The sequence below is a fragment of the Ruminococcus sp. AM43-6 genome, assembly GCF_003461785.1.
GTDB lineage: Bacteria > Bacillota > Clostridia > Oscillospirales > Ruminococcaceae > Hominimerdicola > Hominimerdicola aceti.
In genome coordinates this window covers 27865-53246 of the sequence record NZ_QTXU01000016.1, presented here as the reverse complement: position 1 = coordinate 53246, position 25382 = coordinate 27865, and the positions used below count along the sequence as shown (strand labels likewise).

General features: G+C 42.2%; 22 protein-coding genes and 2 tRNA genes. 16 read left to right on the top strand and 8 right to left on the bottom strand.

Going from position 1 to position 25382, the window contains the following annotated elements; all coding sequences use genetic code 11:
• Positions 1-55: 55 nt before the first annotated feature.
• From DW938_RS09585 to DW938_RS09565, 5 genes are all read right to left on the bottom strand, one after another.
• Positions 56-481, bottom strand: coding sequence for a hypothetical protein (locus DW938_RS09585; protein ID WP_022127446.1), 426 nt, complete (start codon positions 479-481; stop codon positions 56-58).
• 95 nt (positions 482-576) lie between these two features.
• The gene (locus DW938_RS09580) at positions 577-1254 is read right to left on the bottom strand and encodes a DUF4367 domain-containing protein (protein ID WP_117957790.1); all 678 of its coding nucleotides are present in this window, start codon (positions 1252-1254) and stop codon (positions 577-579) included.
• A complete protein-coding gene (locus tag DW938_RS09575; protein WP_118124624.1) occupies positions 1247-1780 on the bottom strand; it encodes a sigma-70 family RNA polymerase sigma factor in 534 nt (177 codons plus the stop codon). The genes DW938_RS09580 and DW938_RS09575 overlap by 8 nt, the downstream gene beginning before the upstream one ends.
• A gap of 817 nt (positions 1781-2597) precedes the next feature.
• Entirely contained in the window at positions 2598-3137 is a 540-nt protein-coding gene (locus tag DW938_RS09570) for a histidine phosphatase family protein (protein ID WP_347517415.1), read from the bottom strand.
• A 107-nt stretch (positions 3138-3244) separates the two neighbouring features.
• Positions 3245-3847: an IS3 family transposase gene (locus DW938_RS09565; RefSeq protein WP_181984407.1), complete on the bottom strand. Its 603-nt coding sequence runs from the start codon at positions 3845-3847 to the stop codon at positions 3245-3247.
• Positions 3848-3974: 127 nt separating this feature from the next.
• Between DW938_RS09565 and DW938_RS09560 the strand changes: the two genes are divergently transcribed.
• The 5 genes from DW938_RS09560 (at position 3975) to DW938_RS09540 (ending at position 9493) form a co-directional block, all read left to right on the top strand.
• The gene (locus DW938_RS09560; RefSeq protein WP_118124621.1) at positions 3975-4313 is read left to right on the top strand and encodes a transposase; all 339 of its coding nucleotides are present in this window, start codon (positions 3975-3977) and stop codon (positions 4311-4313) included.
• Complete coding sequence (locus DW938_RS09555; RefSeq protein WP_118124620.1) at positions 4310-5230, top strand: IS3 family transposase; 921 nt, start codon at positions 4310-4312, stop codon at positions 5228-5230. The genes DW938_RS09560 and DW938_RS09555 overlap by 4 nt, the downstream gene beginning before the upstream one ends.
• A gap of 886 nt (positions 5231-6116) precedes the next feature.
• Positions 6117-7397, top strand: a complete 1281-nt coding sequence (locus DW938_RS09550; RefSeq protein ID WP_242992477.1) for an AAA family ATPase — start codon at positions 6117-6119, stop codon at positions 7395-7397.
• Positions 7398-7910: 513 nt separating this feature from the next.
• Entirely contained in the window at positions 7911-8096 is a 186-nt protein-coding gene (locus tag DW938_RS09545) for an excisionase family DNA-binding protein (RefSeq protein ID WP_038670583.1), read from the top strand.
• 122 nt (positions 8097-8218) lie between these two features.
• Entirely contained in the window at positions 8219-9493 is a 1275-nt protein-coding gene (locus tag DW938_RS09540) for a site-specific integrase (protein WP_118124619.1), read from the top strand.
• 154 nt (positions 9494-9647) lie between these two features.
• Here DW938_RS09540 and DW938_RS09535 read toward each other — a convergent pair.
• Positions 9648-9722, bottom strand: a tRNA-Glu gene (locus DW938_RS09535).
• Between the two features lie 21 nt (positions 9723-9743).
• Positions 9744-9820: transfer RNA gene (locus tag DW938_RS09530), tRNA-Met, on the bottom strand.
• Positions 9821-10120: 300 nt separating this feature from the next.
• Here DW938_RS09530 and ppk1 point away from each other — a divergent pair.
• From ppk1 to proS, 4 genes are all read left to right on the top strand, one after another.
• Positions 10121-12181 (top strand): polyphosphate kinase 1, encoded by a 2061-nt coding sequence (ppk1, locus tag DW938_RS09525; RefSeq protein WP_118124618.1) that lies wholly within the window; start codon positions 10121-10123, stop codon positions 12179-12181.
• Positions 12178-13092, top strand: coding sequence for a CorA family divalent cation transporter (locus DW938_RS09520; RefSeq protein ID WP_046440278.1), 915 nt, complete (start codon positions 12178-12180; stop codon positions 13090-13092). The genes ppk1 and DW938_RS09520 overlap by 4 nt, the downstream gene beginning before the upstream one ends.
• 149 nt (positions 13093-13241) lie before the next feature.
• Positions 13242-13580 (top strand): hypothetical protein, encoded by a 339-nt coding sequence (locus DW938_RS09515; RefSeq protein WP_242992475.1) that lies wholly within the window; start codon positions 13242-13244, stop codon positions 13578-13580.
• Between the two features lie 25 nt (positions 13581-13605).
• On the top strand, positions 13606-15048 hold the full coding sequence (proS, locus tag DW938_RS09510; RefSeq protein WP_038670602.1) for a proline--tRNA ligase: 1443 nt from the start codon (positions 13606-13608) through the stop codon (positions 15046-15048).
• Between the two features lie 77 nt (positions 15049-15125).
• On the opposite strand, the gene DW938_RS09505 is transcribed toward proS, so the two are convergent.
• Positions 15126-16151 (bottom strand): type II CAAX endopeptidase family protein, encoded by a 1026-nt coding sequence (locus tag DW938_RS09505; RefSeq protein WP_118124617.1) that lies wholly within the window; start codon positions 16149-16151, stop codon positions 15126-15128.
• A gap of 252 nt (positions 16152-16403) precedes the next feature.
• Between DW938_RS09505 and htpG the strand changes: the two genes are divergently transcribed.
• The 7 genes from htpG to DW938_RS09470 all read left to right on the top strand — a co-directional run bounded on the left by htpG (position 16404) and on the right by DW938_RS09470 (position 25346).
• Positions 16404-18293, top strand: coding sequence for a molecular chaperone HtpG (gene htpG / locus DW938_RS09500; RefSeq protein WP_117896764.1), 1890 nt, complete (start codon positions 16404-16406; stop codon positions 18291-18293).
• 334 nt (positions 18294-18627) lie between these two features.
• On the top strand, positions 18628-19464 hold the full coding sequence (locus tag DW938_RS09495; RefSeq protein ID WP_118124616.1) for a PRD domain-containing protein: 837 nt from the start codon (positions 18628-18630) through the stop codon (positions 19462-19464).
• A gap of 106 nt (positions 19465-19570) precedes the next feature.
• Entirely contained in the window at positions 19571-21724 is a 2154-nt protein-coding gene (locus DW938_RS09490) for a PTS transporter subunit IIABC (RefSeq protein WP_118124615.1), read from the top strand.
• Between the two features lie 19 nt (positions 21725-21743).
• The gene (locus tag DW938_RS09485) at positions 21744-22001 is read left to right on the top strand and encodes an HPr family phosphocarrier protein (protein WP_022286557.1); all 258 of its coding nucleotides are present in this window, start codon (positions 21744-21746) and stop codon (positions 21999-22001) included.
• A gap of 133 nt (positions 22002-22134) precedes the next feature.
• Positions 22135-23769 (top strand): phosphoenolpyruvate--protein phosphotransferase, encoded by a 1635-nt coding sequence (gene ptsP, locus DW938_RS09480; protein ID WP_022286556.1) that lies wholly within the window; start codon positions 22135-22137, stop codon positions 23767-23769.
• A 220-nt stretch (positions 23770-23989) separates the two neighbouring features.
• Entirely contained in the window at positions 23990-24550 is a 561-nt protein-coding gene (locus DW938_RS09475; RefSeq protein WP_118124614.1) for a sigma-70 family RNA polymerase sigma factor, read from the top strand.
• Positions 24543-25346, top strand: a complete 804-nt coding sequence (locus DW938_RS09470) for a hypothetical protein (protein ID WP_118124613.1) — start codon at positions 24543-24545, stop codon at positions 25344-25346. Before DW938_RS09475 ends, DW938_RS09470 begins: the two co-directional genes overlap by 8 nt.
• The last annotated feature ends 36 nt before the right edge of the window (positions 25347-25382 follow it).

Here is a 25382-nt window from a genome sequence, read left to right as displayed (position 1 = left end):
TCACATCTTCATTGGATTCACCAAACCTTTCTATTTTTATTACACCAGTTATGTATCAGAAAATCAATGTTCCGCTGTTGACTTCCAGATACTCGTATTTACTTCCGCTGTAAACATATACATGAGCTTCAGTACGATATTTTCTTCCTGATACCGCCGATGAATATGTATCGCTGACGTATGCGCTGCGTCCGTTCACTGCTTTTGTAACAACATCAACATTACTCCAAGCACCGTTTGAATATTCCTGTAGATACAGATAAATGCTTATCTTTGTTGCTGTGGATTTGCCCTTAGCATCACATTTATAAGCTATATTTGAGCCTGAACGATATACACTTGTACTAACATTGTCTGTGTACAGATACATTAATTCTATACCCGGTTCTACATAATCGATTACGCTATTCGCCGAAACACTCATACTAAGCGAACACATCATAATGCATATAGCCATTATCGCAGAAATCATTTTCTTCATAAAAAATGTGCACTCCTTTCCTCAAAATTTTGTTCCCTTTATATACTGAGATACAAGTTTGAGTAAATTTGTACACACTTTTCGTAAAAAATATTTTATTTTGTAGGATTAACCGAATTTGCCATTTCAATTATGTCATTTTTGCACAAATCTCCGTTTATGGAATATACATAATCTCCATCATTCCAAACAATGATAGATGAGTTGTCATCATAGGATAAAAACGCTTCACAGCCTGATACGGTAACATATTCTGTTTTCCTATTTTCAGTATCAATATTATGGGTTGCCGTTAATGGACTTTGAGAATAAAAAATGATTTTATTTTTGAAACGATAATCAATGCCTAAATGTGCGATATCCTCAATTCTGCTTTCTTCTACAAATCCTTTTGGAATAAACGTCGGCTCATAATAGATAAATTCATCGTTCATATCATCTGCGGGAATAGCTCCTTGAACAGCATGCACATCAGCGTTATTTTCATTTTGCGAGACAAACAAACCTACGAACCATTCTCTTAACTGTGGAACAGCGGCAACTGTAATTGTACCCATCATTAAACCTGCCGCTATAATAAAAATAGTCTTCCTCAGAGTTGTTTTTATCAACGGATAATATGGTCTGCTTCTGTCCTTTATGAGCCTGTTTACTTTCTTTTTGTAAGTCTCTGAAAATTTATATTCAACATCTGCGATAGATTCCATTTCTCCTGCACACGGCAGTATGATAGTTTGTTCGATAGCTCTATACAATGCTGTATTTTCATTCACTAATATCACCTCGTAATTTTTCAAACAAAATCTGTTCACCCTTTCTCAGATATTTATATACAGCGTTCCGTGAAACTCCCATAAGTTTGGCGGTTTCATCGGCATTGTGTCCGTAATAATAAAAATATGTAATTGCAACTCTGTATTTTTCTTCCAGTTCGCTGATTGCCTTAGATAAATCGGCAACATTATAATCGTTAAATTCATCGGCGGAAGGAATATCTCTCATTTCTTCATGAATGTCATTGTAGAAATGCTTTTTTTCTTTGTTATAAAGTCTATAAGAAGCGTTTCTAATAGTTATAATCAAGTAAGCTTCCATTTTGTACACGGGTAAATTGTGAATTTTATGAAAATTATCGGCTATTCTATAAAATGTTTCCCATACAGCTTCTTCCGCTAATTCATGTGATCTTAAAATCTTAAACGACTCGGTATATAGCTTTTTTTCAAACTTTTTTACTAGTTGTTCAAAACTTTTTTTATCTTCATCATCGTTTATCAATGTCAGACAAACTGTTAACATAAAATCTCCCCTTTGACTTCATTTGTTAGTATATAACAAGTATATCACTAAAAGTTAAATATTTCAAGCGTAAAGATACAGAAAACTCAGACTTAGCCACATGTAAATTCTTCAGCCAATCGGAATACTCATAACGGGTAATATCCTTGCCCTGCTTGCAGGTGCGTCTATCGTCAGCCTGACCCGATCGGCACAAAGAGTCTTAAATGTATAATTATTATAAAAATGCAGGCATTTTGGCATGAATGGTAAACATTGAACTTCCAATGGTAAAAACAACTCATTTCGTCATATTATCAACCGCCCACCAAGCCTTCTGATATGCCACGCTATCATGCAGACCAGGCTGGAGGTGAGTAATGAAACGGTCTATGCACAGACAGGCGGTGTGGCTCTACCCGGAAGTAAAAGAACTGCTGACCACTCATATGACGGCAGCAAACGCACTAAATCGTAGCAGTGGTTTTTCATCATGATTTGCGACGGAAATATACAGCGTGAGAGTTGATGTCAGTCTGATTGACGTTAGCTTTTGAGTGGGTCGTGTTTCACGTCCTACCCATAAAAATAGCGTTCTGAATTTCTGTTGTAAACTAACGCACTAAATCGGGGCGGCGGTTTCGGGAGTCATCATTTGGGTGACCCCTTGAAGCTGGTGTAACAGCAAAAAAGGAGTGAACGAAACGTTCACCCCTGCGTAAAGACAGACTTACCATTTTGGGAAATCGGTCGTATGATAACTTGCTTGGATTATTCAAAGGTCGGGAAATGCGATTTTTGAAATGTGTGTCAGGCTGATTAAATTGAAAAACAGAAGTTATATCAGACGTACTAATTTACATTGTTCAATTCCATTGCTCCAGAAATCCGATATTTCAAGCTTTCTTATCTGACAAATTATAGCGGAATTCATAGCGCCGTGCCCGACAATAAGTATATCTTTACCTGATTTAATTGTTGGAGTTACAACCTCTGAAATAAAGCTACTGGTACGTGCGAACAATTCGTCAAAAGTCTCGCTTCCACCAACAGATTCAGTGTATGATGCAGGTTCCTTAAAAAGTACGTTTATCGGGCAGTCAGGTATCTGAAAGATATTCGCAAGTCCCTCATAGCAACCAAATGACATCTCGACAAGTCTATCATCTGTTATTATCGGAACATTTCTATCCCTCAAAACAATCTCTGCCGTTTCTTTTGCCCGAATAAGTGGTGATGTGTAGCAAACATCAAAATGCACATCAAGATATTCAGTGTGTGCAGCTTCAGCCATTTTGCGTCCTTCATCATTTAACGGTATATCGGTTCTGCCTTGCAATTTATGTTGTTGATTCCATTCTGTTTTTCCATGACGCATAATATATAACATAATATTTATAATGTCCCCCTTGTCAAGACACAAATGAAAAAAATTATCGTGACAGCGAAAACTTTGTATAGCCATCCAAAAAACGTAAGCAAAATTTATGCAGCATTGCATACAGACTTGGCTTGGTAAACCTGCACAGGCAACTTGTAGCCAAGCGCCTGATGGGGTCTTTCGTTGTTGTAATCCTTGATGTAACTACCAATCTGCTGGCGCAGCTCTCTGGGATTGCTGTATTCATTGATATAAATCAACTCCGTTTTCAAGCTGCGAAACCAGCGTTCAATTACCACATTATCCACCCATCTAGCTTTTCCGTCCATACTCTGGCGGATATTTTTCGCTTTCAGAAATTCAATATAGTCATTGCTTGTAAACTGGCTGCCCTGATCAGAATTGATAATTTCAGGATTGCCGTATTGTTCCATGGCATTTGTGACTGCTGCTAAAACCGGTGCAGTATCCAGCGTATCAGACAATTCATAGCCCACGATAAAACGGCTGTACCAATCAATAATCGCTGTCAGATACATATGGCTACGCCCCATTTTGATATAGGTGATGTCAATTGACCATACCTGATTTGGTCGGTCAATTTTTAGATTTTTCAGCAGATACGGAAATTTTAAACTGTTCTTTGATATTGTCAATAAAACTTGACACATTTTTTGAAAATCACGCAGCGACTCGCAACTCCTCATAATACCTCCTGCGTTTAACTGCCGAAGGCAATCCACCATTTGCGGAACATATCTGATGTAGTATAATAAAACTTGACACAACCAAGCCAAAGGAAATATAATAAAAAAAAGAAAGGTTGTGTTTAGAATGGGAACAGGAAAACAGTACAGTGAGGAATACAAAAAAGAAGCGGTGAAGCTTGCAAAAGAGATAGGAAATAAGGCGGCAGCCGAGGAACTTGGCATACCCAAAGGAACTATCGGGACATGGGTAAGCAAAGCCAAAGCCGGTGAAATAGACACAGGTGCCGGCACACGTACACCCGAAGAATCTCTTAGCCTTGCGCAGCAGCTGAAGGAAGCAAACAAGCGGATAAAAGAGCTTGAAAAGAAAAATCGGCAGCTGGAGGAACTGAATGAATTTCTGGAGGAGGCGTCCGCTTTTTTCGCAGCGAGCCGTCAGAAGCCGGGAAAGAGCAAAGACTGAAATATATCGCAATCCGCACCGATGACGGCAGAGTTAATGGAAAAATCAGCTTTTATTGCATGGCTCTTGAAGTCAGCAGACAGGCATTTTATGACTATCTTGACCGCAAGAATAATCCGTGGAAATATGAGCAGCTTTCAGTGGAAATGCAGAAAATACATAATGAGGATGAATGTAACGATTGTTATGGCAGGAAACGTATGTATATGGCGTTAAAGCTGAAAAAGGAAGCCGGGGAAATTAACATATCAATTCCCAGTGAAGCTACTGTCCGCAAGGTTATGGAGCAGATAGGACTGATTCATAAACCGCGCAGAAAGCCTAATGGTATCACAAAGGCAGACCGTGAAGCAATGAAGTCAGATGACCTTCTGCACCGTAATTTTAAGGCAGATAAGCCCGGTGAAAAGTGCATAACCGACATAACGGAGCTCAAAGGCAAGGACAGCAAGCTGTATGTATCGGCGATTTTTGATTGCTACGATGTAACCGTAGTCGGTCTTGCCATGGATACAAATATGAAAGCAGAGCTTTGCATTGAAACGGTAAAGAACGCCATCAGCTCATATCCTGAATTAAAGGGTGCGATACTTCATTCGGACAGGGGCAGTCAATATACAAGTGAAAAATATCGTGAAGCATTGAAATCGGCAAGGTTAGTACAGAGCATGAACAGTGCTGGAGGAAGGTGTCATGATAATGCAAGATGCGAGAGTATGTGGGCAAGGATGAAGGAGGAGCTTTTTTACAGCAGAAACAGGAAACCGGACAACTATACCGCAGCAGAGTTGAAAACGATGATTTGGCGGTATTATATGAGCTATTGGAATAATAGAAGGATATGTTCCGCAAATGGTGGATTGCCTTCGGCAGTTAAACGCAGGAGGTATTATGAGGAATTGCGAGCCGCTGCGTGATTTTCAAAAAATGTGTCAAGTTTTATTGACAATATCAGGAGGTATTATGAGGAGTTGCGAGTCGCTGCGTGATTTTCAAAAAATGTGTCAAGTTTTATTGACAATATCAAAAAAAGGATTTCATGAGCACGTCAAAGATCATTCGTTAAACAAATACCACTTTGACATAGGGGGTGTGTCACTGTGCAACGTTTTAAATTCACAACTTGCCCCTGTGTCAAATTTCTGATATTTGTCGTACCTTACAAATCTTGCGGCAACCTATTGACAACTGTTTCAATTTGAGATACCATAGAATTGGGGAGTAATAAGCTCACAAAGATTTAAAAGTCTTTGTGGGCTTTTTTGTTTGGATAGATATCTCCAGTGGAAGAAAGAGTAAAACATAGAATCTTGAAAAACAAAAAGAAGACATATAATTTGAAAATTATTAATTCAAATCCGGTTGCAAAATAGCTACTTCTCCCCCTATACATATGAGAGCAAACCATACAAGATTTCTGTTCTGATTTTGTGCAGAGATACAAACTTTAAAATAATTGCTGTCAAAATGGTTGTCAAAACCTCAACTTCTTCCCCTATACAAGCGGAAGAGCATAGTTAAAATGGCCGAAGTCATATGAGCAGACTTGTGCAACCCTACAAATTTTTTTTCACGCACGCATAAAAAGCTTCTTTTCGTCGGCTACAGATTGAGAGGCAAAAAGAATCTTGAAAACTAAATCCCACGCAGGAGAGATACCAAGCGGCGAAGTACAGCGAAGATCGTGCGGGAGGAGCAGGAGCGTACCAAGCTTGTAAAAACGTCCTTAGGTCAAACAAGGCTTTCTGACAGGAACTGTACTGTTGTGGGGAAGAAGAAAAAAAGAAAAGGAGGCTTGATAACTTGAAAAAGTTCAACTCAAAGTCCTGCGAAGAAATTATGACAACCGTGTACAAGCCAATAGAGTTTGTTGTAGACGGCTTGCTTGCACAAGGTCTGTATATCTTAGCAGGCGCACCGAAGGTGGGAAAGTCATGGCTGGCACTTGATATGTGCTTGTCGATAGCGAAAGGAGAAAAAGTTTTAGATCAGGAAACTACACAAGGAACTGCGCTCTATCTGTGTTTAGAGGACAGCTATGTACGAATCCAAAATCGTCTCTATGAAATTACAGACGAGCCGACAGAGCGATTGCATTTTGTAATCATGTCAGAATCAATAGGCAGCGGACTTGAAGAGCAGATCAAGAATTTCAAGAAAGAGCATAGCGATTTAAAAGTTGTGTTCATTGATACTCTGCAAATGATTCGTGAGTCAACCGATAACGGTTATGGTTCGGACTACAAAGAGCTATCTATTCTGAAATGTCTTGCGGACAAGCTTGAAATTGCAATCGTAGCTGTTCATCACACACGAAAGTGTTCCGACAGCGATCCATTCAATATGATATCGGGCAGCACAGGTTTGTCGGGCTGCGTTGACGGAAGCATGGTTCTTGTAGAAACAAAGCGTGGCAGCCGAAACGCAAAACTTTACTGTGTAGGACGTGATATTGAAAACCAAGAAATAAATCTTGTGTTTGAAAATAGTCGCTGGAAAGTTGTTGACGAAGTGACGGCTAAAGAAGCGGACTTTTTCTCTTTCGCTGTGCATGATTTCATGTTGGAACGCAATTATTTTAAAGGCTCTGCAACGGAGCTTGCAATCATGCTAAGCAAAATACTTTGTAAAGAAATTTTCGCAAACCATATCAAAAAAGAACTTATGAAGCACGCTTATGAATTGCAAAGTTACGGTGTGACTTTTAAATCCAGACGCAGCAACGGTCAGCGAGTAATTATTCTGAAATATGATAAAAGCAGTGACACCGGTGACGGTAAAAATCTAATGCCCGAAGCTGTTAAATATACTGACCCTGCTGTCACTGAAATGAGTTCGGAAGGTTCCGAAAAGCCTTTAAATACGTTGTTTGAGGGCGATTATGGAAATCAAAAAGATAAAAATTCTGCTGACCCTGTGCGCAAAGCTACTGTCCCTGTTTGTAATTCTACTGACCCTGTCCAAGGTGAAAAGATATGTGAAGTAAGGTGGACAACGCTTGATGAAATTCTGAATGAATCCGCAAGAAAAATCAGAAGCACACTTGCAAGTCAAGGCATTGAAGTTCCGCCATTTAAGAGTTAGCGAATGTGGGGCGATTTGTGCCCTCCTCATTTGCGGTAGGGTAAACATACCACTCGGGGCATCAGAGGGCAACACACGCCGATTTGTGAGCGGTGTACGAGTAGATAACCGAAGAATTCTGAAATCAGTTTGAAAGCACGTCGAAACCGGATATGTCAGTTATGCACAAATCCCCGATTTGCCGTATAACGAAGAAAGTGAAATATTTCATTGCAAGTTAAAGTTTCGGGGTCACAGCCCCCGAAACACTCACAGCGAACGAGCAAAGCTCGCCGCAAAAGTGCCGAAAATACGCAGTTTCAGCAAAATGATTGTGCATAATTTTTATGGGGTCATAAGTTTGAGTTTTGAATGATTCAGGGGTCGCAAGGGCTGAAAAGTGCGTAAAATCGGCGTGATTACAGGCGTTGTCGATGACGTCTAAGAGAATATCAGGAAAGGACTGTTTAAAATGATCGGAAGAAAAATCAAAGGCAGAACAATCGGAAAGACAACAAGGAGGGGGATAACAGAATGGATAACAACACAAAGATCACAATGCTTACAATCAAGGAGGCGGCAGCGCTTGTCGAAGGACTGACAGAGTATAGAGTCCGCCAGATGTGTATCAACAATCAGATCCCACACATCATGGCAGGAAAAAAGTATCTCATCAATCGGGATAAGTTTTTGAGTTATCTCCGTGGCGAAACTGTGTGAGAAATTTTGTTGATTAGGTAGAATTTAATAACGAAGGCGCATTTCTGTTAGACATTTCCGCAGAGATGTAGTATAATGTCGGTTGCAGAAATGCGCCATAGTTTTGAAACGGAGGTTTATATATGGCGACAATAAGACGGCGTCCCAACGGGACTTACGAAATTAAAGTGTCATGCGGTTACGGCGTGGACGGAAAGCAGCGCAACCAGTACAAAAGCTACAAGCCTGAACCGGGTATGACGAAAAGGCAGATAGAAAAGGAGATGCAAAGGCAGGCTATACTGTTCGAAGAAGACTGCAAGCGTGGACAGATAACTGCGGCAGTAAAGTTTGAAACATTTGCTGAGCAGTGGTTTGAGGAATATGCAAAAGTCAATCTTCGCCCTACATCATACGCACGAATGAAACAGCTTACCAAGCGGGTATATCCTGCGATCGGTCACAAGCGGCTTGATAAGATAACTGCTCGTGATATTCAGAAGTTCGTGACAGATATGCTTGTCAACGGCAAGAATATGAACACAGGTAAGCCGCTGTCGAGGAAAACGGCAGTGCATCATCTAAGCTTCATAAGCGACGTATTCAGCTACGCTGTACGTATGGGAATGCTGTGCGACAACCCTTGCAGGCGAGTATTCGTGCCTAAACAGGAGCAGGAGGAAAAGCAGATCTACACGATCGAGCAAGTAAAGATACTTTATGAAAATCTGAAAAGCGAGCCTATGAAATATCAGGTGTACCTGCTTCTTTCGATATACAGCGGTTATCGCCGCAGCGAGATGCTAGGACTTGAGTGGAAGGATATTGACTTTGAGCATGATCTGATACACGTTCGTCGCACCTCGCAGTACACTGCGGAAAAAGGGATATACACCGACACCACCAAGACAAGAAAATCAAAACGTGTATCCAAAATGCCTGCCTCGATAATGAACTTGCTCAGGCAGTTCAAAGCAGAGCAGGATGAAGAAGCAAGGCGGCTTGGGACGAAATGGGAAGATCACGACAGGCTGTTCACCAAATGGAACGGCGCGCCCATGAATCCGCAGACTCCTTTTGAGTGGCTAAAAGGCTACTGCGAGCGAATAGGAATACCGTTTAGAAATATTCATTCTCTACGTCACTTGCACGCCTCACTTCTGATTTTTGAGGGCGTGGATGTTGTAGCGGTATCAGAAGATATGGGTCATAGCGTCGTCGGAACGACTTTGAACTTGTACAGTCATATGTTCCAAGAGGCTAAAGCAAGAAACTGCGATGCGATAAGCAATGCGCTGAGCTTCACAAACGAGGCAAACACAGAGGAAGAAAAGCCTGCCAAGGATAGCTATGAAGATATATATGTAAATGAGGACGAGCAAGAGGAAGAACAACTCGTACAAGTTTTTGGGACATAAAAATCACCCGCAAGACAGCGTCCTGCGAGTGACACAATAACATATCTTTAAACAGTAATTTTCAAAACAAGTGGCAGATAAGTGGTTGAGAACAATTTCTGAATAAATAAAAACTCGGAAACAACGTATTTACGCTGTTTCCGAGCATATGGTTTGGTGACCCGTACGGGAATTGAACCCATGATTCCGCCGTGAAAGGGCGGCGTCTTAACCTCTTGACCAACGGGCCGATTTTTCGCTATGAGAAATGTGGTAGCGGTAACTGGATTTGAACCGGTGACACCCTGGGTATGAACCAAGTGCTCTAGCCAACTGAGCTATACCGCCATATGCGTTTCTCATAGCGACTTGATTATTATACACTATTTATGCCCCGTTGTCAACCTTTTTTGCACAAAAAGTTTGGACTTTTTTGATTTTTGCCTTTTTGCACAGTATTATGCTTTCACTAAAAAGCAAATGCGTCATTTTGCATAATTTTCGTGTGCAGCTACAATATAGGAAGTGTATAATAAGAATATTTTACATGAATTTTGCTTAAAACTCTTTAACAATTTGCCGTTTTGTGATATAATATATTAAATAAGTATAGATGTTTTGATATCATAATAAAAGGAGTATGGCACAATGAAAAATGTGTTTATGAATAGAGAGCTGTCATGGCTGAAATTTAATGAAAGAGTCCTTGAGGAGGCTGAGCGTGAGTGCGTGCCACTCTGTGAAAGACTTTCTTTTGCTTCTATCTATCAGAGCAATCTGGACGAGTTCTTTATGGTTCGTGTAGGCTCGCTTACTGACCAGATGGAGGTCGATCCAGACAGCAGGGAAAATAAAACAAATATGACCGCTAAGGAACAGCTCAAAGCCGTTATCGCTAGAGTGGGCGAGCTTAACGAGCGTAAAAATAAGATCTACGCTGACCTTATGAAGAAAATAGCCGAGCAGGGCGTTGCTCTTGTTGATTTTTCCAAGCTTACAGCGGAGGAAAATTCTCAGTTGGAACAGTATTTTATTAATCAGATAGCTCCGCTCCTGTCGCCTATGGTGGTGGGCAAAAGACAGCCTTTCCCTTTCCTGAAAAATAAGGATATATATGCCGCAGTTGTCCTTGAAAGCAAAAATTCCAAGGAGAAGCTGGGTGTTATCTCCTGCGGAAGCGAGGTCTTCCCACGCCTTATAAAGGTCGGTTCAACAGGCAAGTATATGCTTTCTGAAGAGCTTATCCTCCACTATGTACCTAAAATTTTCAAGGGATATACTGTGAAGTCAAAGTCACTTATAAGAGTTACAAGGAATGCTGACATCGACGCTGACGCACTTTACGACGAAGATCTTGATTACCGTGAGTTCATGGCTGACCTTATCAAGAAAAGAAAGCGTCTTGCACCTGTCAGACTGGAGCTTTCAAGACAGCTTGATAACAATATCGTTGATCTGCTCTGCAAACAGCTTGAAGTGAATAAAAAATCTGTTTTCAGAAACAGCACTCCTCTTGATCTGTCATTCCTGTTCCAGATACAGGATATACTCAGACAGAAAACTGAGCTTTTCTATAAAAAGAGAGTTCCGCAGAGGTTTACTGCCTTTGACGATAACAAGCCGATCCTGCCGCAGATAAAAAAGAAAGACAGACTGCTTTCTTATCCTTTTGATAGCATAAAGCCTTTTATCAATATGCTTCGTGAGGCGGCTGACGATAAAAATGTTGTGTCTATAAAAATGACATTGTATCGTGTGGCAAAGCACAGTGAGGTGGTCGAAGCTCTTTGTGAAGCCGCAGAGAACGGCAAGGACGTTCTTGTGCTGGTGGAGCTTAAAGCGAGATTTGATGAGGAGAACAATATCGAGTGGTCACGCCGACTTGAAAAGGCTGGCTGTACTGTTATCTATGGTCTGGAGGGCTATAAGGTACATTCAAAGCTTTGCCTTATCACAAAGCGTTCAGGCACAAAGACCGAGTATTATACTCAGATAGGCACTGGAAACTACAACGAGAAAACTTCAAGACTTTATACCGACCTGTCTGTTATGACCTGCGATAAGGACATAGCAAAGGACGCTATAGACGTGTTCAATGCTCTTGCTTCTGACGATACTGTAAAGAGCGTTGACAAGCTTCTTGTTGCGCCGAATTGTCTGCAAAACAAGGTGCTTGATATGATAGACGGGCAGATAGCCATAGCACAATCAGGGGGAGAGGGCTATATTGGCGTGAAGATAAATTCTCTCACTGATAAGAAGATAATCGACAGATTTATCGAAGCTTCAAGAGCAGGCGTTAAGATAGACCTTGTGGTAAGAGGCATATGCTGTCTTATCCCAGGCGTTGAGGGCGAAACCGACAACATCAGGATAATAAGCATTGTAGGACGTTTTCTTGAACATTCCCGTATCTATATGTTTGGCAAGGGCGAGGAAAGGAAGATATATATTGCTTCCGCAGATTTTATGACAAGAAATACTCTCAGACGTGTTGAGGTCGCTGCACCTATTCTTGACGAGGATATCAAGGCTCAGATAAGCATGATGTTCGACAAAATGCTTGCAGATAATTGTCAGGCAAGAGAGCTTGATTCTGACGGGGAATATACCCTTGTTTCAGACGGCAAAGAGCCACTTAATTCTCAGGAACTTTTCTATGACCTTGCCTATGAAAGAGCTTCAAAGGCGGAGGTCGAGGATAAATGACAATATTTGCCCTGAAGGGTTCACTTGAAGAAATAACACCGGCACAGCTAAGCGAGCAAACTTGCTCGGCTGTGTTTATTACCGACTCTGCTCACGCAGAGGAAACCCTCAGAACGGCGAACATAACCTACGAGGGCGTGATATCCCTGCGTGACGTTGTGTTCTGTAAGATAGAATCACAGCCTTTCTGTCTGGCAGGCACGCTTTCTATCCCCAAGCTTCTTGACATAAGGGGAAGCCGACACAGGATACAGTTTTTTATCGACAACAAAAACATGGTGATAATAGACGATGAGGAGTTCTCGCTCAGGTTAGTCCAACGCATACAGAGAAGCAGGCATAATCAGGGAGAGAGCAGGGAGCATTTTATCTACAATTTTTTCAGCGAATTTATGCTCCGTGACACCGAGCTTCTTGCGGAACATGAGCAAAAGCTTATGGAGCTTGAGGAAAACGTAAACGATGGCAAGACGGACGATTTTCTTGAAACCATAACGCCTATCAGAAAAGAGCTTCTTATTTTGAGAAGCTACTATGATGAAATAATGGATCTGGGCAGAGAGCTTGAAGAGGACGAGAACGGCTTCTTTGAGAAAAAGCAGAAAAAATATTTCGGCACTATCTCAGACCGTGCCGACAGGCTCATGGGCAGAACTGTACATCTTCTTGAATATGCAACGCAGGTGCGAGACGCTTATCAGTCCCATGTCAATGCTCAGCAGAACAAGAATATGGAGTTTCTTACGGTCATATCCACTATATTTTTCCCTCTGACCCTTATCACGGGCTGGTATGGCATGAACTTTCAGAATATGCCCGAACTTAAAGAGGGGTATCCGGGTGTTATAGCCCTTAGTATAATAGTAGTGATAGTGTGTATAATCTTTTTCAAACGAAAGAAAATGCTTTAAGGCGGACTTTGTTCCGCCTTTTTTTCGTGCTAAAGGTCAGAAATGGCGGTAAATTCATATTTCACCTCTTGAATTTGGATAATAATTGTGCTATAATAACTTTATATTTGCGAAAAGAGGTGACTTGTCTGAATAAAGAATTACTGCTATTGCTGTTGAAGCTGGCAGCAGGCTGTGTCGTAATAATGACCTTTATCATCATTGCCTGCCTTATCACTCCAAAAATAGCACGATTTATTGAAAAACGTCACCCTGAGCTTGCCGAAAAGGACGATCCCGAAAGGGTGGACGGTGAGAATACAGGGAACGATCCTGAGAACTATAAGGTACAGGGCATATTTGATAAGTCCCATATTGACGGCTGGGATCCCAACTATAAGATATATAACGAGGATATCTATGCTCTTAATTTTAAAAAGAAAAAGAAGAATGTCAGCAGTGAAGCTGTTAAAAAAGACGACGGCAACAAGAATAATGACAATGCCTGAATGATATAAGAAAGAGGTTTTATAAATGGCTAAGGATAAGAAAATGGTTGATGCGATAACCTCCATGGACGAGGATTTCGCGAAGTGGTATACTGATATATGTATGAAGGCTGAGCTTGTTTCATACACAAGCGTAAAGGGCTGTATGGTAATAAGACCTTACGGCTACGCAATATGGGAGAATATCCAACATATACTTGACACAAAGTTCAAGGAGCTTGGTCATGAAAATGTTTGTATGCCTATGTTTATCCCTGAGAGCCTGCTTCAGAAGGAGAAAGACCACGTTGAGGGCTTTGCTCCTGAGGTAGCTTGGGTAACATACGGCGGAAGTGAAAAGCTTGAAGACAGACTTTGCGTAAGACCAACGTCTGAAACGCTTTTCTGCGAGCATTATGCTAATATAGTTCATTCCTACAGAGATCTTCCCAAGCTTTACAATCAGTGGGTATCTGTTGTACGTTGGGAAAAAACAACAAGACCATTTCTTCGTTCAAGAGAGTTCCTGTGGCAGGAGGGTCATACTATCCACGAGACACCTGAGGAGGCTATCGAGGAGACAGAGAGAATGCTCAACGTATACGCTGATTTCTGCGAGCAGCAGCTTGCTATGCCGGTCGTAAAGGGCAGAAAGACAGAGAGCGACAAGTTCGCAGGTGCAGAAGCAACGTACGCTATTGAGGCTCTTATGCACGACGGCAAGGCTTTGCAGGCAGGCACTTCGCATTACTTTGGCGATGGCTTTGCAAAGGCTTTCGATATCACTTATACTGGAAGAGATAATAAGCTTGCACACCCATTCCAGACATCATGGGGCGTTACGACAAGGCTTATCGGTGCAGTTATAATGACACACGGCGACGATAACGGACTTGTTCTGCCACCTGCTGTTGCACCTGTTCAGGTAGTTATCGTACCTATAGCACAGCACAAAGAGGGCGTTCTTGACAAGGCTAACGAGCTTTACAACACGCTTAAAAATGCAGGCATAAGAGTTAAGCTTGACGATTCAGAGCAGTCACCTGGCTGGAAGTTTGCACAGTATGAGATGAAGGGCGTTCCTGTAAGACTTGAAATTGGACCAAAGGATATTGAGAACGATCAGTGTGTGCTTGTTACAAGACACAACAGGGAAAAGGTATTTTGCAAGCTTGGTGAGCTTGTTGAAACAGTAAATGAAAGACTTCAGGCTGTTCATGATGGTCTTTATGCGAAGGCACTTGAAAACAGAGAAAGACGCACCTATGTTTGCAAGACACTTGATGAGATAACGAAGGCTCTTGAGGAAAAGGGCGACGGCTTTGTTAAGGCAATGTGGTGCGGCGACGAAGCTTGCGAGGATAAGGTAAAGGAACTCACAGGAGTAGGTTCAAGATGTATCCCGTTCGAGCAGGAAGAGATAGCAGATACCTGCGTATGCTGTGGAAAGCCTGCGAAGCATATGGTGCTTTGGGGCAAGGCTTATTAATAGGCTTTTTGGATAAAAAAATATCGGGTGGCTGTCAATTTGTTATTGGCAGTCACCCGTTTTTTTGTTTGTGATTTTTAGCTGTTTGCTTGGACAAGACTCTTTATTATCGGTATGATAAGGCAGAGCATATATATTATAGTGGCAGGGTTTGTAAAGACGTATCTGCGGCATTCTTTCGGTGTAAGCACGTTTTCGCTGTCATCAATGATAAGCTTTTTAAGGCTTGTGAAAAGAACCATAAAGCCCACCAGACCTATGACTATCTCAGCAACGCTCATGAAGGTTTCATAGTGTTCAAGTCCTATCGCATCAGATATGGACGAGAAGTTTGCGAGCAGATTGTTTAGACAGTGTATTATAACTGTTGGCAGTATCGAGCCGCACTTTGCGGCGATAATAGCGTAAACAAGTCCTGTGCCGAATGCCGAAGCCGCCTGAGGGATATTTCCGTGCATAAGTCCGAATGCAAGTGCCGAGAAAAGCACCGCCGCACCCCTTCCGTATTGGCTTAGAGCCGTGAGGATCGCTCCACGGTAGATAAATTCCTCCACGATAGGGGCTATTATCACAACGTATGAGAACTGCACTATTACTGCAATGGCAGAGGGCTGATGAATGGAAAAATCGCTTGTGGGAACTGTCACTCCGTTTTGACCAAGTATACCCGTGAGGATAGATGTGAGCTGTGACAGCAGAATGTTTATCACAAAGCAGGCTGAAAACCATTTTAACCCTTTTACTGCCGTGCCTTTTTTAGGCTTTATGAAGCTTGATTCTCGTTTTCGGAAAAGTATAGCAAAAACTATCCCAAAAACAAGCACGCTCATAAGAGTGATAAACAAATTTGCCGTCATGGAAAAAGTAGTTGAGCTTATAAAAGCGGTCTGCTTTTTCAGATAGCTGAGAACTTCCGAGTAGCTAAGAGTGAATTTCCCTGAGTGATAAGTGTATGCAACGTAAAAGAATAACACTGCGAATATCCTGTTTAGCAGGTTGTATAAAATGAGCAGAAGTGAAATTTTCACGCAATCTATAGTAAGAAGTTTCTTTTCCTGCTGTTTTTCAGGGGTCAGCAGAGAAACAGACTTTTTGGTAGTCAAATATTATTCCTCCCTTGTTCGGTCTTATCTATATATTATAGCACACAACATGGTGCTTTTGCAAATGGTATTTTGTCAGGTTTGTGATGAAATGTTATGGATTTGTAAATAAATAAGAGAAATTTTGTGATAACTATTGCATTTTATCAACCTTGTTGTATAATATAATTAGCACTCAAATAGATAGAGTGCTAATTATATGGAACAGTATTCAAAGAAAGTAAAATATTATTAAGGAAAGGTCGAGATTTTATGCAGACAAAAGAATTTAAGGCAGAATCAAAAAGACTGCTCGATATGATGATCAATTCGATCTACACTCATAAGGAGATTTTTCTCAGAGAGATAATCTCAAATGCAAGCGACGCTATTGATAAGCTGTATTTCAAGTCCCTGACAGACACTTCTGTGGGAATGAAAAAGAGCGACTTCGCTATCAATATCGCTATCGACAAGGAAAACAGAACGCTTACAGTTTCTGATAACGGCATCGGTATGACCGAGGAGGATCTTGAAAACAACCTTGGTACTATCGCAAACTCAGGCTCGTTCGCTTTCAAGAAAGACAATGACCTTGGGGACGATGTTGATATCATCGGTCAGTTCGGTGTAGGCTTCTATTCTACTTTTATGGTAGCAAAGGAAGTTACCGTTGTAACAAAGGCTTTTGGCAGCGATCAGGCTTACAAGTGGACATCTGACGGCGTTGAGGGCTACACAATAGAAGAGTGTGACAAGCCTGACGGCGTCGGCACAACTATCACACTGAAACTCAAGGACGATACTGATGACGAGAAGTATTCAACATATCTTGATCAGTATCAGATACAGTCACTTGTAAAGAAATATTCTGACTACATCAGATTCCCTATCAGAATGGAAGTCGAGCATACTCATTATAATGAGGAGGGTAAAGAGCCTGAGGTACACAAGGCTATCGAAACTCTTAACAGCATGACCCCTATCTGGAAGAAGAACAAGAGTGAGCTTAAGGACGAGGATTACAACAACTTCTATATGGAGAAGTTCGGCGACTATGAGCCACCTATTGCACATATCCATTCAAAGAACGAGGGCGTTGCAACATATGACGCACTGCTTTATATACCTGCCCGTGCGCCTTTTGACTATTACTCAAAGGACTATGAAAAGGGACTCCAGCTTTATTCAAGCGGTGTAATGATAATGGAAAAGTGTGCAGACCTGCTTCCTGACTGGTTCAGCTTTGTAAAGGGCGTTGTTGACTCTGAGGATCTCTCGCTGAACATCTCCCGTGAGCTTTTACAGCAGGACAGACAGCTCAAGATAATCGCAAAGAACCTTGAAAAGTCCATAAAGAACGAGCTTGCAAAGCTTCTGAAGAACGACCGTGAGAAGTATGAGAAGTTCTACAGCGTATTCGGACTTCAGTTCAAGTTCGGTATCTATCAGTCATACGGCGCTGCAAACGAAACTCTGAAAGATCTCCTTATGTTCCCGTCCTCATTTGACGGCAAGAACGTTACACTCAAAGAGTATGTTTCAAGAATGAAAGAAGATCAGAAAGAGATCTACTATGCTTGCGGCGAAACAAAGGAAAGGATCGAAATGCTCCCTCAGCTTGAAAAGATCAAGGATAAGGGCTATGAGGTTCTTTACTTTACACAGGACGTTGACGAGTTCGCTATCAAGGTGATGATAAACTATGACGGCAAGCCTTTCAAGTCCATAAGCGACGCTGATCTCGACCTTGACACAGAGGAAGAAAAGGAAGAGGCTAAAAAGCTTGACGAAGAGAACAAGGATATGTTCACTTTCATGCAGGAAGCTATCGCCGATAAGGTAAAGACAGTTCGTCTTTCAAAGAAGCTTAAAACTCACCCTGTTTGTCTTTCATCAGACGGCAGCATAACTATCGAAATGGAGAAAGTCCTCAACGCTATGCCTCAGAATGACGGCAACAAGGTAAAGGCTGAAAAGGCTCTGGAGATAAATCCAAACCATCCTATCTTTGAGAAGCTGAAAGATCTCTATGCTAACGATAAGGACAAGCTGAAAGACTATGCAAAGCTTCTTTACGATCAGGCTTTGCTTATCGAGGGTATGTCTATCGACAACCCTGTTGAGTTTGCAAACCTTGTTTGCGAGCTTATGACAAAGTAATAAAGCTATACAGATACTCTCTTAACATACCGAAAGCCGTGGGAACAACAGTGTTTCCACGGCTTTTTTGTGCTTTTCAGGCTGATAATTGTAGGTTTTATACAAAACAAAATGAGTTTATTTGTTAAAAAAACAGATTTGAAAAACAAATTTTATGTATGCTGTTGACAAATAAATGTAGGTATGTTAATATAATTATAGTGAAATTGATACATAACATCTTTTATTGGAGTGTTACCTTTCATTTATAGACTGGGCATGACCAACTTTGTACGGACATATTGTATGGGTTCGTATTAAGGTTGGTTTTTTTGATTTTATAGGGGGATCTTTAATGAAAATAATCAAGGTGATAAATAATAACACCGTAAGCGTCATTGACGATAAAGGAAAAGAGCAGATAATCTCAGGCAAGGGAATAGGCTTCGGAAAAAAATACGGCGACGAGCCTGACAAGGATAAAATACAGAAAATGTATCTTGTCACAGACTCAGAGCTTAGAAAAAGGCTTATCGAGTGCCTGACCGAGATACCATATGAGCATATAAAGCTTACGGCAGATCTTGTGGACTATATTTCTTCACATATCGACGGAAAGCTAAACGAGTCGCTCATAATAACACTTTCAGACCACATCTCATTCGCCATTGAAAGAAAAAAGCAGGGGCTTGAATTTGAAAACCCGCTTATGGACGCCATAAGCGACTGCTTCCCGAAGGAGCTGGCTCTTGGAAGATATTGCGTGGCGGAGATATATCAGCGTTTGGGAGTTGAGCTGAGTGGCGATGAAGCGGGCTTTATCGCAATGCACATCATAAACGCAAGACTGGGCACAAAAATGGGACAGATACAGGATATCACCAAAATGGTGAACGGCTGTGCTGAGATAGCGGACGCTTGTCTGGCAGGGAAGATAAACAAAACGTCAGTGGCATATGAAAGATTTCTTGTTCATTTGAAATTTCTCGCAAAAAGACTTTTTAAATCTCAAGAACTGCCAAATGTTCTCAGCAGGGACGAGGAATTTGCAGGCATGATAAAAACAAATTTCAAAAAGCAGTATAAATGCGCAAAGCATATGCAGGATCATATTTTGAAGAATTATGCTAAAACTATATCGGAAGATGAAATGATAACTCTTTCGATTCATCTGAAGAAAATAAGCGGATAGGCATTATTGCCACAGCTTATATAATGTATTCGCTGCGGTATTATCATTAACGGTACCATAATGATAATTCAGCTGAGATAAATTGATCATGGAGGATATTATTATTATGAAGGATAAAATTTTCGGCGTATTGCAGCGTGTGGGACGCTCTTTCATGCTCCCTATCGCACTGCTGCCGGTGGCGGGTCTGCTTCTTGGAATAGGCAGCTCTTTCACCAACGCCACAACTATCGAAACCTATCATCTTGGCAAATTCATCTATGAGGGCGGTGTGCTTTACACTATCCTCGACATAATGAGCAAAACGGGAAGCGCCGTTTTCGATAACCTTGCGCTTCTGTTTGCAATGGGCGTTGCTATCGGAATGGCAAAGAAGGAGAAAGAAGTCGCAGCCCTTTCGGGTGCTATCGCCTATATCGTAATGAACACCACTATCAGTGCACTTATCACCGCAAAGGGCGGCGTTGAAGCAATGGCAGAAAACTCCACAACGTCAGTGCTTGGTATCACCACGCTGCAAATGGGCGTTTTCGGCGGTATCATTGTAGGACTTGGCGTTGCGGCACTGCACAACAAGTTCTATAAAACAGAACTTCCGCAGGTGCTCTCATTCTTCGGCGGAACAAGATTTGTTCCTATCATTTCAACTGTCACATACCTTATCGTTGGTATCATAATGTTCTATCTGTGGCCTATCGTACAGCTTGGTATCTCAAAGCTTGGCGTGCTCGTTCTCAACTCAGGCTATGCAGGCACTTGGATATACGGCATACTTGAACGTGCTCTTATCCCATTCGGACTTCATCACGTTTTCTATATGCCTTTCTGGCAGACAGAGCTTGGCGGCTCGATGATGATAGACGGCAACATGGTAGCAGGCGCACAGAACATTTTCTTTGCAGAGCTTGCTTCAAAGTCAACAGAAGTTTTCTCAGTATCGGCAACAAGATTTATGGCAGGAAAGTTCCCGTTCATGATATTTGGTCTTCCTGCTGCAGCATTTGCAATGTACAAAACTGCTCGTCCTGAAAAGAAAAAGATAGTAGGAAGCTTGCTTCTGTCAGCGGCTCTTACTTCAATGATAACAGGTATCACAGAGCCTTTGGAGTTCACATTCCTGTTTGTTGCACCTCTTATGTACGCTGTTCACTGCGTATTGGCAGGACTTTCCTATATGCTTATGCACATTCTTAGCGTTGGCGTTGGAATGACGTTCTCAGGCGGTCTTATAGACATGACCCTTTTCGGAATTTTGCAGGGCAACGCAAAGACCCATTGGATATGGATAGTTGTTGTGGGTCTTATCTATGCAGTAATTTACTACTTCGTGTTCTACTTTATGATAACAAAGATGAATCTTAAAACACCTGGCAGAGAGCCTGATGACGTTGAACCTAAGCTTTATCGCAGAAGCGATGTGAACGAGGCTAAGGCGGCAAAGGCAAAGGGCACAGACAAGAGGGCTTCAGACGTTGTAAGTGCAATGATACTCAAAGGTCTTGGCGGCAAGGAAAATCTTTCAGACGTTGACTGCTGCGCCACAAGACTTAGAGTTACAGTAAATGACGCCTCAAAGGTCATGGACGATATGCTCAAAGCCAGCGGCGCTTCGGGCATTATCCACAAGGGCAACGGCATTCAGGTCATTTACGGACCAAAGGTCTCAGTTATAAAATCAGATCTTGAGGATTTTATAGATTCGCCATACAGTGATGACCCTGACAGCATTATCGGCACTGAGGAAGCTTCTGATAAAACAGAAGAAAAACCGCAGACCGAGGGTGCAGAAAACACAGAAACTAACGGCAAGACAATAACGCTTTACTCTCACATGAACGGCACTGCCGTTAAGCTTGAGGACGTTGAGGACGAGGTGTTCTCACAAAAAATACTGGGCGAGGGCGCAGCCGTTGAGCCGTCAGAGGGCAAGCTTTACGCTCCATGCGATGGAAAGATAGACAGCGTTTTTGACACAAAGCATGCCGTAAATATGGTATCGGACGATGGAGTGGAGATACTTCTCCATATCGGTATCGATACTGTAAAGCTTGGCGGACAGTATTTTGAAGCCCATGTCAGTGACGGTCAGGAAGTTAAAAAAGGCGACCTGCTCATAAGCTTTGATATGGATAAGATAAAAGCCGCAGGCTATAAGGTGACAACACCTATCATAATTGGCAACACGGACGATTATGCGTCTGTTGAACCTGTCGCACAAAACAGCGTTTCGGCAGGAGATATGATCTTGAAGATAAAATAATTATTTGGAGGTATTCATCATGAAAACATTTAGCTACACAATCACAGACGAAGTTGGTATCCACGCAAGACCGGCTGGACTTCTTGCAAAGAAAGCAAAGGAGTTCGAGAGCGTTTGCACTATCGAAAAGGGCGGAAAGAGCGTGAACATCACAAAGCTTATGGCTCTTATGGGCCTTGGCGTTAAGCAGGGCGATACTGTTACTGTTACCTGCGAGGGTGCAGACGAGGACAAGGCTTCTGAAGCACTCAAGGCATTTTTTGAGGAAACACTCTAATTATTATCTGTCAGCTGGGCGGTAAAAGCCGTCCAGCCGACGGGACGTTTCTGCGGAGTGTTCGCAGGTGCGTCCCGTCGGCTGGAAACAGCGTGAAAAATAATAAGATCTATGAGAAAAGGGGCGGATATTTATGACTAAGTATACAGGAAAAGGCGTTTACGGTGCGGTAGCAATGGGTAAGATCTCAGTATTCAAAAAGCAGGATACCGCTATAAAACGTATTCACACAGAAGACAGCGAGGGAGAAAAGAAGCGAGTTGCCAAAGCTAAGCAGGCAGCCACAGAACAGCTCCAGAGCATTTATGATAAGGCACTCAGGGAGGTGGGCGAAACAAACGCTCAGATCTTTGAGATACACATGATGATGCTTGAAGATGATGATTATAACGAGTCTATAGAGAATATCATCGACAGCCAGAAGGTCAACGCAGAATATGCAGTGGCAGTGACGGCAGACAACTTTGCGGAGATGTTTGCTTCTATGGACGATCCTTATATGCAGGCAAGAGCCGCAGATGTAAAGGATATTTCCAACAGGATCATCGCAAACCTCACGGGCAATGTCAGCGACGGCTCAGCAGGTGACGACAAGATGATAGTTTGTGCCGATGATCTTGCACCAAGCGAAACTATATCTCTTGATAAAGACAAGGTGCTTGCCTTCGTTACTGCACACGGCTCATCAAATTCACATACAGCTATCCTTGCAAGAAATATGAACATACCTGCGGTAATAGGCGTAGGAAGCAAATTCCTGTCAGAAATAAAGGACGGCGACTTTGCTATCGTTGACGGATTTACAGGTGAGATATTCGTTGACCCTGATGAAAAGACCACCGCTGAGCTTACCGCAAAGCAAAAAGCAGACGAGGAGAAAAAGCGTCTTTTGCAGACCCTCAAAGGCAAGGAGAATGTCACCAAGGACGGCAAAAAGATAAATATTTATGCCAATATCGGAAGTGTTGACAACATCGGTGCTGTGCTTCTCAATGACGCAGGCGGAATAGGTCTTTTCAGAAGCGAGTTTCTCTATCTTGAAAACTCAGATTTCCCTACAGAGGAACAGCAGTTTCATGCTTATAAGCGTGTTCTTGAGAGCATGGCAGGGAAAAAGGTCATCATAAGAACGCTGGATATCGGCGCTGACAAGCAGGTGGATTACTTTGGTCTGAAAAAAGAGGAAAACCCAGCTTTGGGATACAGAGCAATAAGAATTTGTCTTACAAGACCTGAGATATTCAAAACTCAGCTCAGAGCGCTTTTCAGAGCTTCCGTATACGGCAATCTTGGCATAATGTTCCCTATGATAACAAGCGTTTCAGAGGTGGAAAAAGCCCTTGCTATGTGTGGTGAAGTCAAGGCTGAGCTTAAAGAACAGGGTATAACAGTTTCTGACAGCGTTGAGCTTGGCATCATGATAGAAACCCCTGCGGCGGCTATCATAAGCGATAAGCTTGCAAAGCTTGTGGACTTTTTCAGCGTTGGCACTAATGACCTCACTCAGTATACCCTTGCTTGCGACAGGCAGAACCCTGATATAGAGCAGTTCTGCGACACTCACCATGAGGCTATACTTAGACTTATTGAGATGTCTGCAGAGAATGCCCACAAGAACGGCGCATGGATAGGTATATGCGGTGAGCTTGCGGCTGACACTACTCTCACAGAAACCTTCCTGAGAATGGGCATTGACGAGCTTTCAGTTTCTCCGACCTTTGTTCTTAAGGTAAGGGACGCTGTAAGAAATATTGACCTCTCCAAATAATTTCTCATAGATCTTCACACGAAGAACACATCCTCGTTCATATGGACGGGGGTGTGTTCTTTTATTTGACAGAAGCACTTTAATGTGCTAAAATATCTTATCGGCACAATTGTGTTTGTACATAAGTTTGTTATCAATGCACAAAAAATAAAAGTAAAATTTGTATACTATTTTGCCATAAAATCTCCCGTGCAGAATCGTATATAAGTTATCGAGGGGTGTGAAAGACTTGACCGACACTGAGTTCGATTTCAGGGTGGAGCTGATCCTGAAAAATGACAAAAACGGGCTTAGGGAGATCTATCAATGCTACGGCAAGGTGATATATAACATCATGCTTGACATTGTGAAAAGTCCTCAGGACGCTGAGGACCTCACATCAGATTTTTTCCTAAAGCTATGGGACACCGCAGGTCAGTACCGAAAGGGAACGGGGCATAAGCGATATCTGACTGTAATGGCGAAAAATCTCGCTCTTGATTTTATCAGAAAAAGGCGGCACGAAACGCCGACCCTTGATGATGAAGAAGCAGGGCATAAAGAACAGCAGGACAGTGTGCGGGTAGACGACGATGTGATCGGAAAGCTCTCCTTCGAGGAGGCTTTGAAGCTGCTTTCAGAGGGCGAAAGGGATATCCTGAACATGAGGCTTGGAATGGATATGACATTTCGTGAGATAAGTCGGGCAGTGGGGAAGCCGCTGGGTACTGTCACATGGAAATACCGTCAGGCTGTTTTCAAACTAAAAAAGACCATAAAGGAGGACAGTATCTATGGCTAAGAACATAAAATTTCTTTACAAAAAGCATATTTCTGATACTGCCCCTGACATGGAAAAGCTCTGGGACAGGATAGAGGGACAGCTTGAAAACAAAACGGACAAAGATCAGACACGGATAAAAGTAAGCCGCAGAAATTACAGAAAATTTGCAGCGGCAGCAGCCTCGCTCGTGCTTATTATCGGCGGCGTAAGCCTTTACGCCGATATCCGCTCAGAGTCGGACAGTGTTTCAAAGCATAGCGTAGAAACGGCTGACAAGGCTAGGCTTGAAAACAGAGAAGAAAAGACATACGAACAGCTCAGTTTCAGCCACACAGACACAAAGGCTTATGAGGACAGCTACATTCCAAAGGGCGATGATTATTTCACAGAGGACAGCGTTCTGGAAGATACAGACTTCTTTGCAGATGTGACAGTGCTCTCAGCAAGGCTCGACAGCGACAGCGCACATTACACCCTGAGAATAAACAGCCTTGTATCAAAGACAGGAGAAGAAAGCAAAACAAATATCACCATTGAAAGCTCTACCCCTTATATCATGCAGGAAAACAGAGAATATTTCATACCACTGAGGAAAGAAAACAGCACTTATTCTATGGCCTTTGAAAATGCACCTCAGATAGAAATTTCTCTTGACGGGGATATCGTTTTTCAAAACGGCTGGAAAAGTCTTGACGATGATTCGGGTATTCTTAAAGACTCGCAGAAAAGCAAGAACGATTATTTCTATGACCGAATGAGATATTCCTCGAAAAATGATCTGCAAGACCTGCTTGCTAAGTGGAGGACTATGTAGCTAACAACGCAAGGGCATATCGCCCACGCTATTTTA

Coding starts and splice junctions, on each gene's coding strand:
- DW938_RS09560 (WP_118124621.1), top strand. CDS start 3,975: ATGGGAACAGGAAAACAGTACAGTGAGGAATACAAAAAAGAAGCGGTG.
- DW938_RS09520 (WP_046440278.1), top strand. CDS start 12,178: ATGACAATATTTGCCCTGAAGGGTTCACTTGAAGAAATAACACCGGCA.
- DW938_RS09585 (WP_022127446.1), bottom strand. CDS start 481: ATGAAGAAAATGATTTCTGCGATAATGGCTATATGCATTATGATGTGT.
- DW938_RS09490 (WP_118124615.1), top strand. CDS start 19,571: ATGAAGGATAAAATTTTCGGCGTATTGCAGCGTGTGGGACGCTCTTTC.
- DW938_RS09565 (WP_181984407.1), bottom strand. CDS start 3,847: ATGAGGAGTTGCGAGTCGCTGCGTGATTTTCAAAAAATGTGTCAAGTT.
- DW938_RS09495 (WP_118124616.1), top strand. CDS start 18,628: ATGAAAATAATCAAGGTGATAAATAATAACACCGTAAGCGTCATTGAC.
- DW938_RS09470 (WP_118124613.1), top strand. CDS start 24,543: ATGGCTAAGAACATAAAATTTCTTTACAAAAAGCATATTTCTGATACT.
- DW938_RS09545 (WP_038670583.1), top strand. CDS start 7,911: ATGGATAACAACACAAAGATCACAATGCTTACAATCAAGGAGGCGGCA.
- DW938_RS09485 (WP_022286557.1), top strand. CDS start 21,744: ATGAAAACATTTAGCTACACAATCACAGACGAAGTTGGTATCCACGCA.
- DW938_RS09575 (WP_118124624.1), bottom strand. CDS start 1,780: ATGTTAACAGTTTGTCTGACATTGATAAACGATGATGAAGATAAAAAA.
- ppk1 (WP_118124618.1), top strand. CDS start 10,121: ATGAAAAATGTGTTTATGAATAGAGAGCTGTCATGGCTGAAATTTAAT.
- proS (WP_038670602.1), top strand. CDS start 13,606: ATGGCTAAGGATAAGAAAATGGTTGATGCGATAACCTCCATGGACGAG.
- ptsP (WP_022286556.1), top strand. CDS start 22,135: ATGACTAAGTATACAGGAAAAGGCGTTTACGGTGCGGTAGCAATGGGT.
- DW938_RS09570 (WP_347517415.1), bottom strand. CDS start 3,137: ATGCGTCATGGAAAAACAGAATGGAATCAACAACATAAATTGCAAGGC.
- htpG (WP_117896764.1), top strand. CDS start 16,404: ATGCAGACAAAAGAATTTAAGGCAGAATCAAAAAGACTGCTCGATATG.
- DW938_RS09540 (WP_118124619.1), top strand. CDS start 8,219: ATGGCGACAATAAGACGGCGTCCCAACGGGACTTACGAAATTAAAGTG.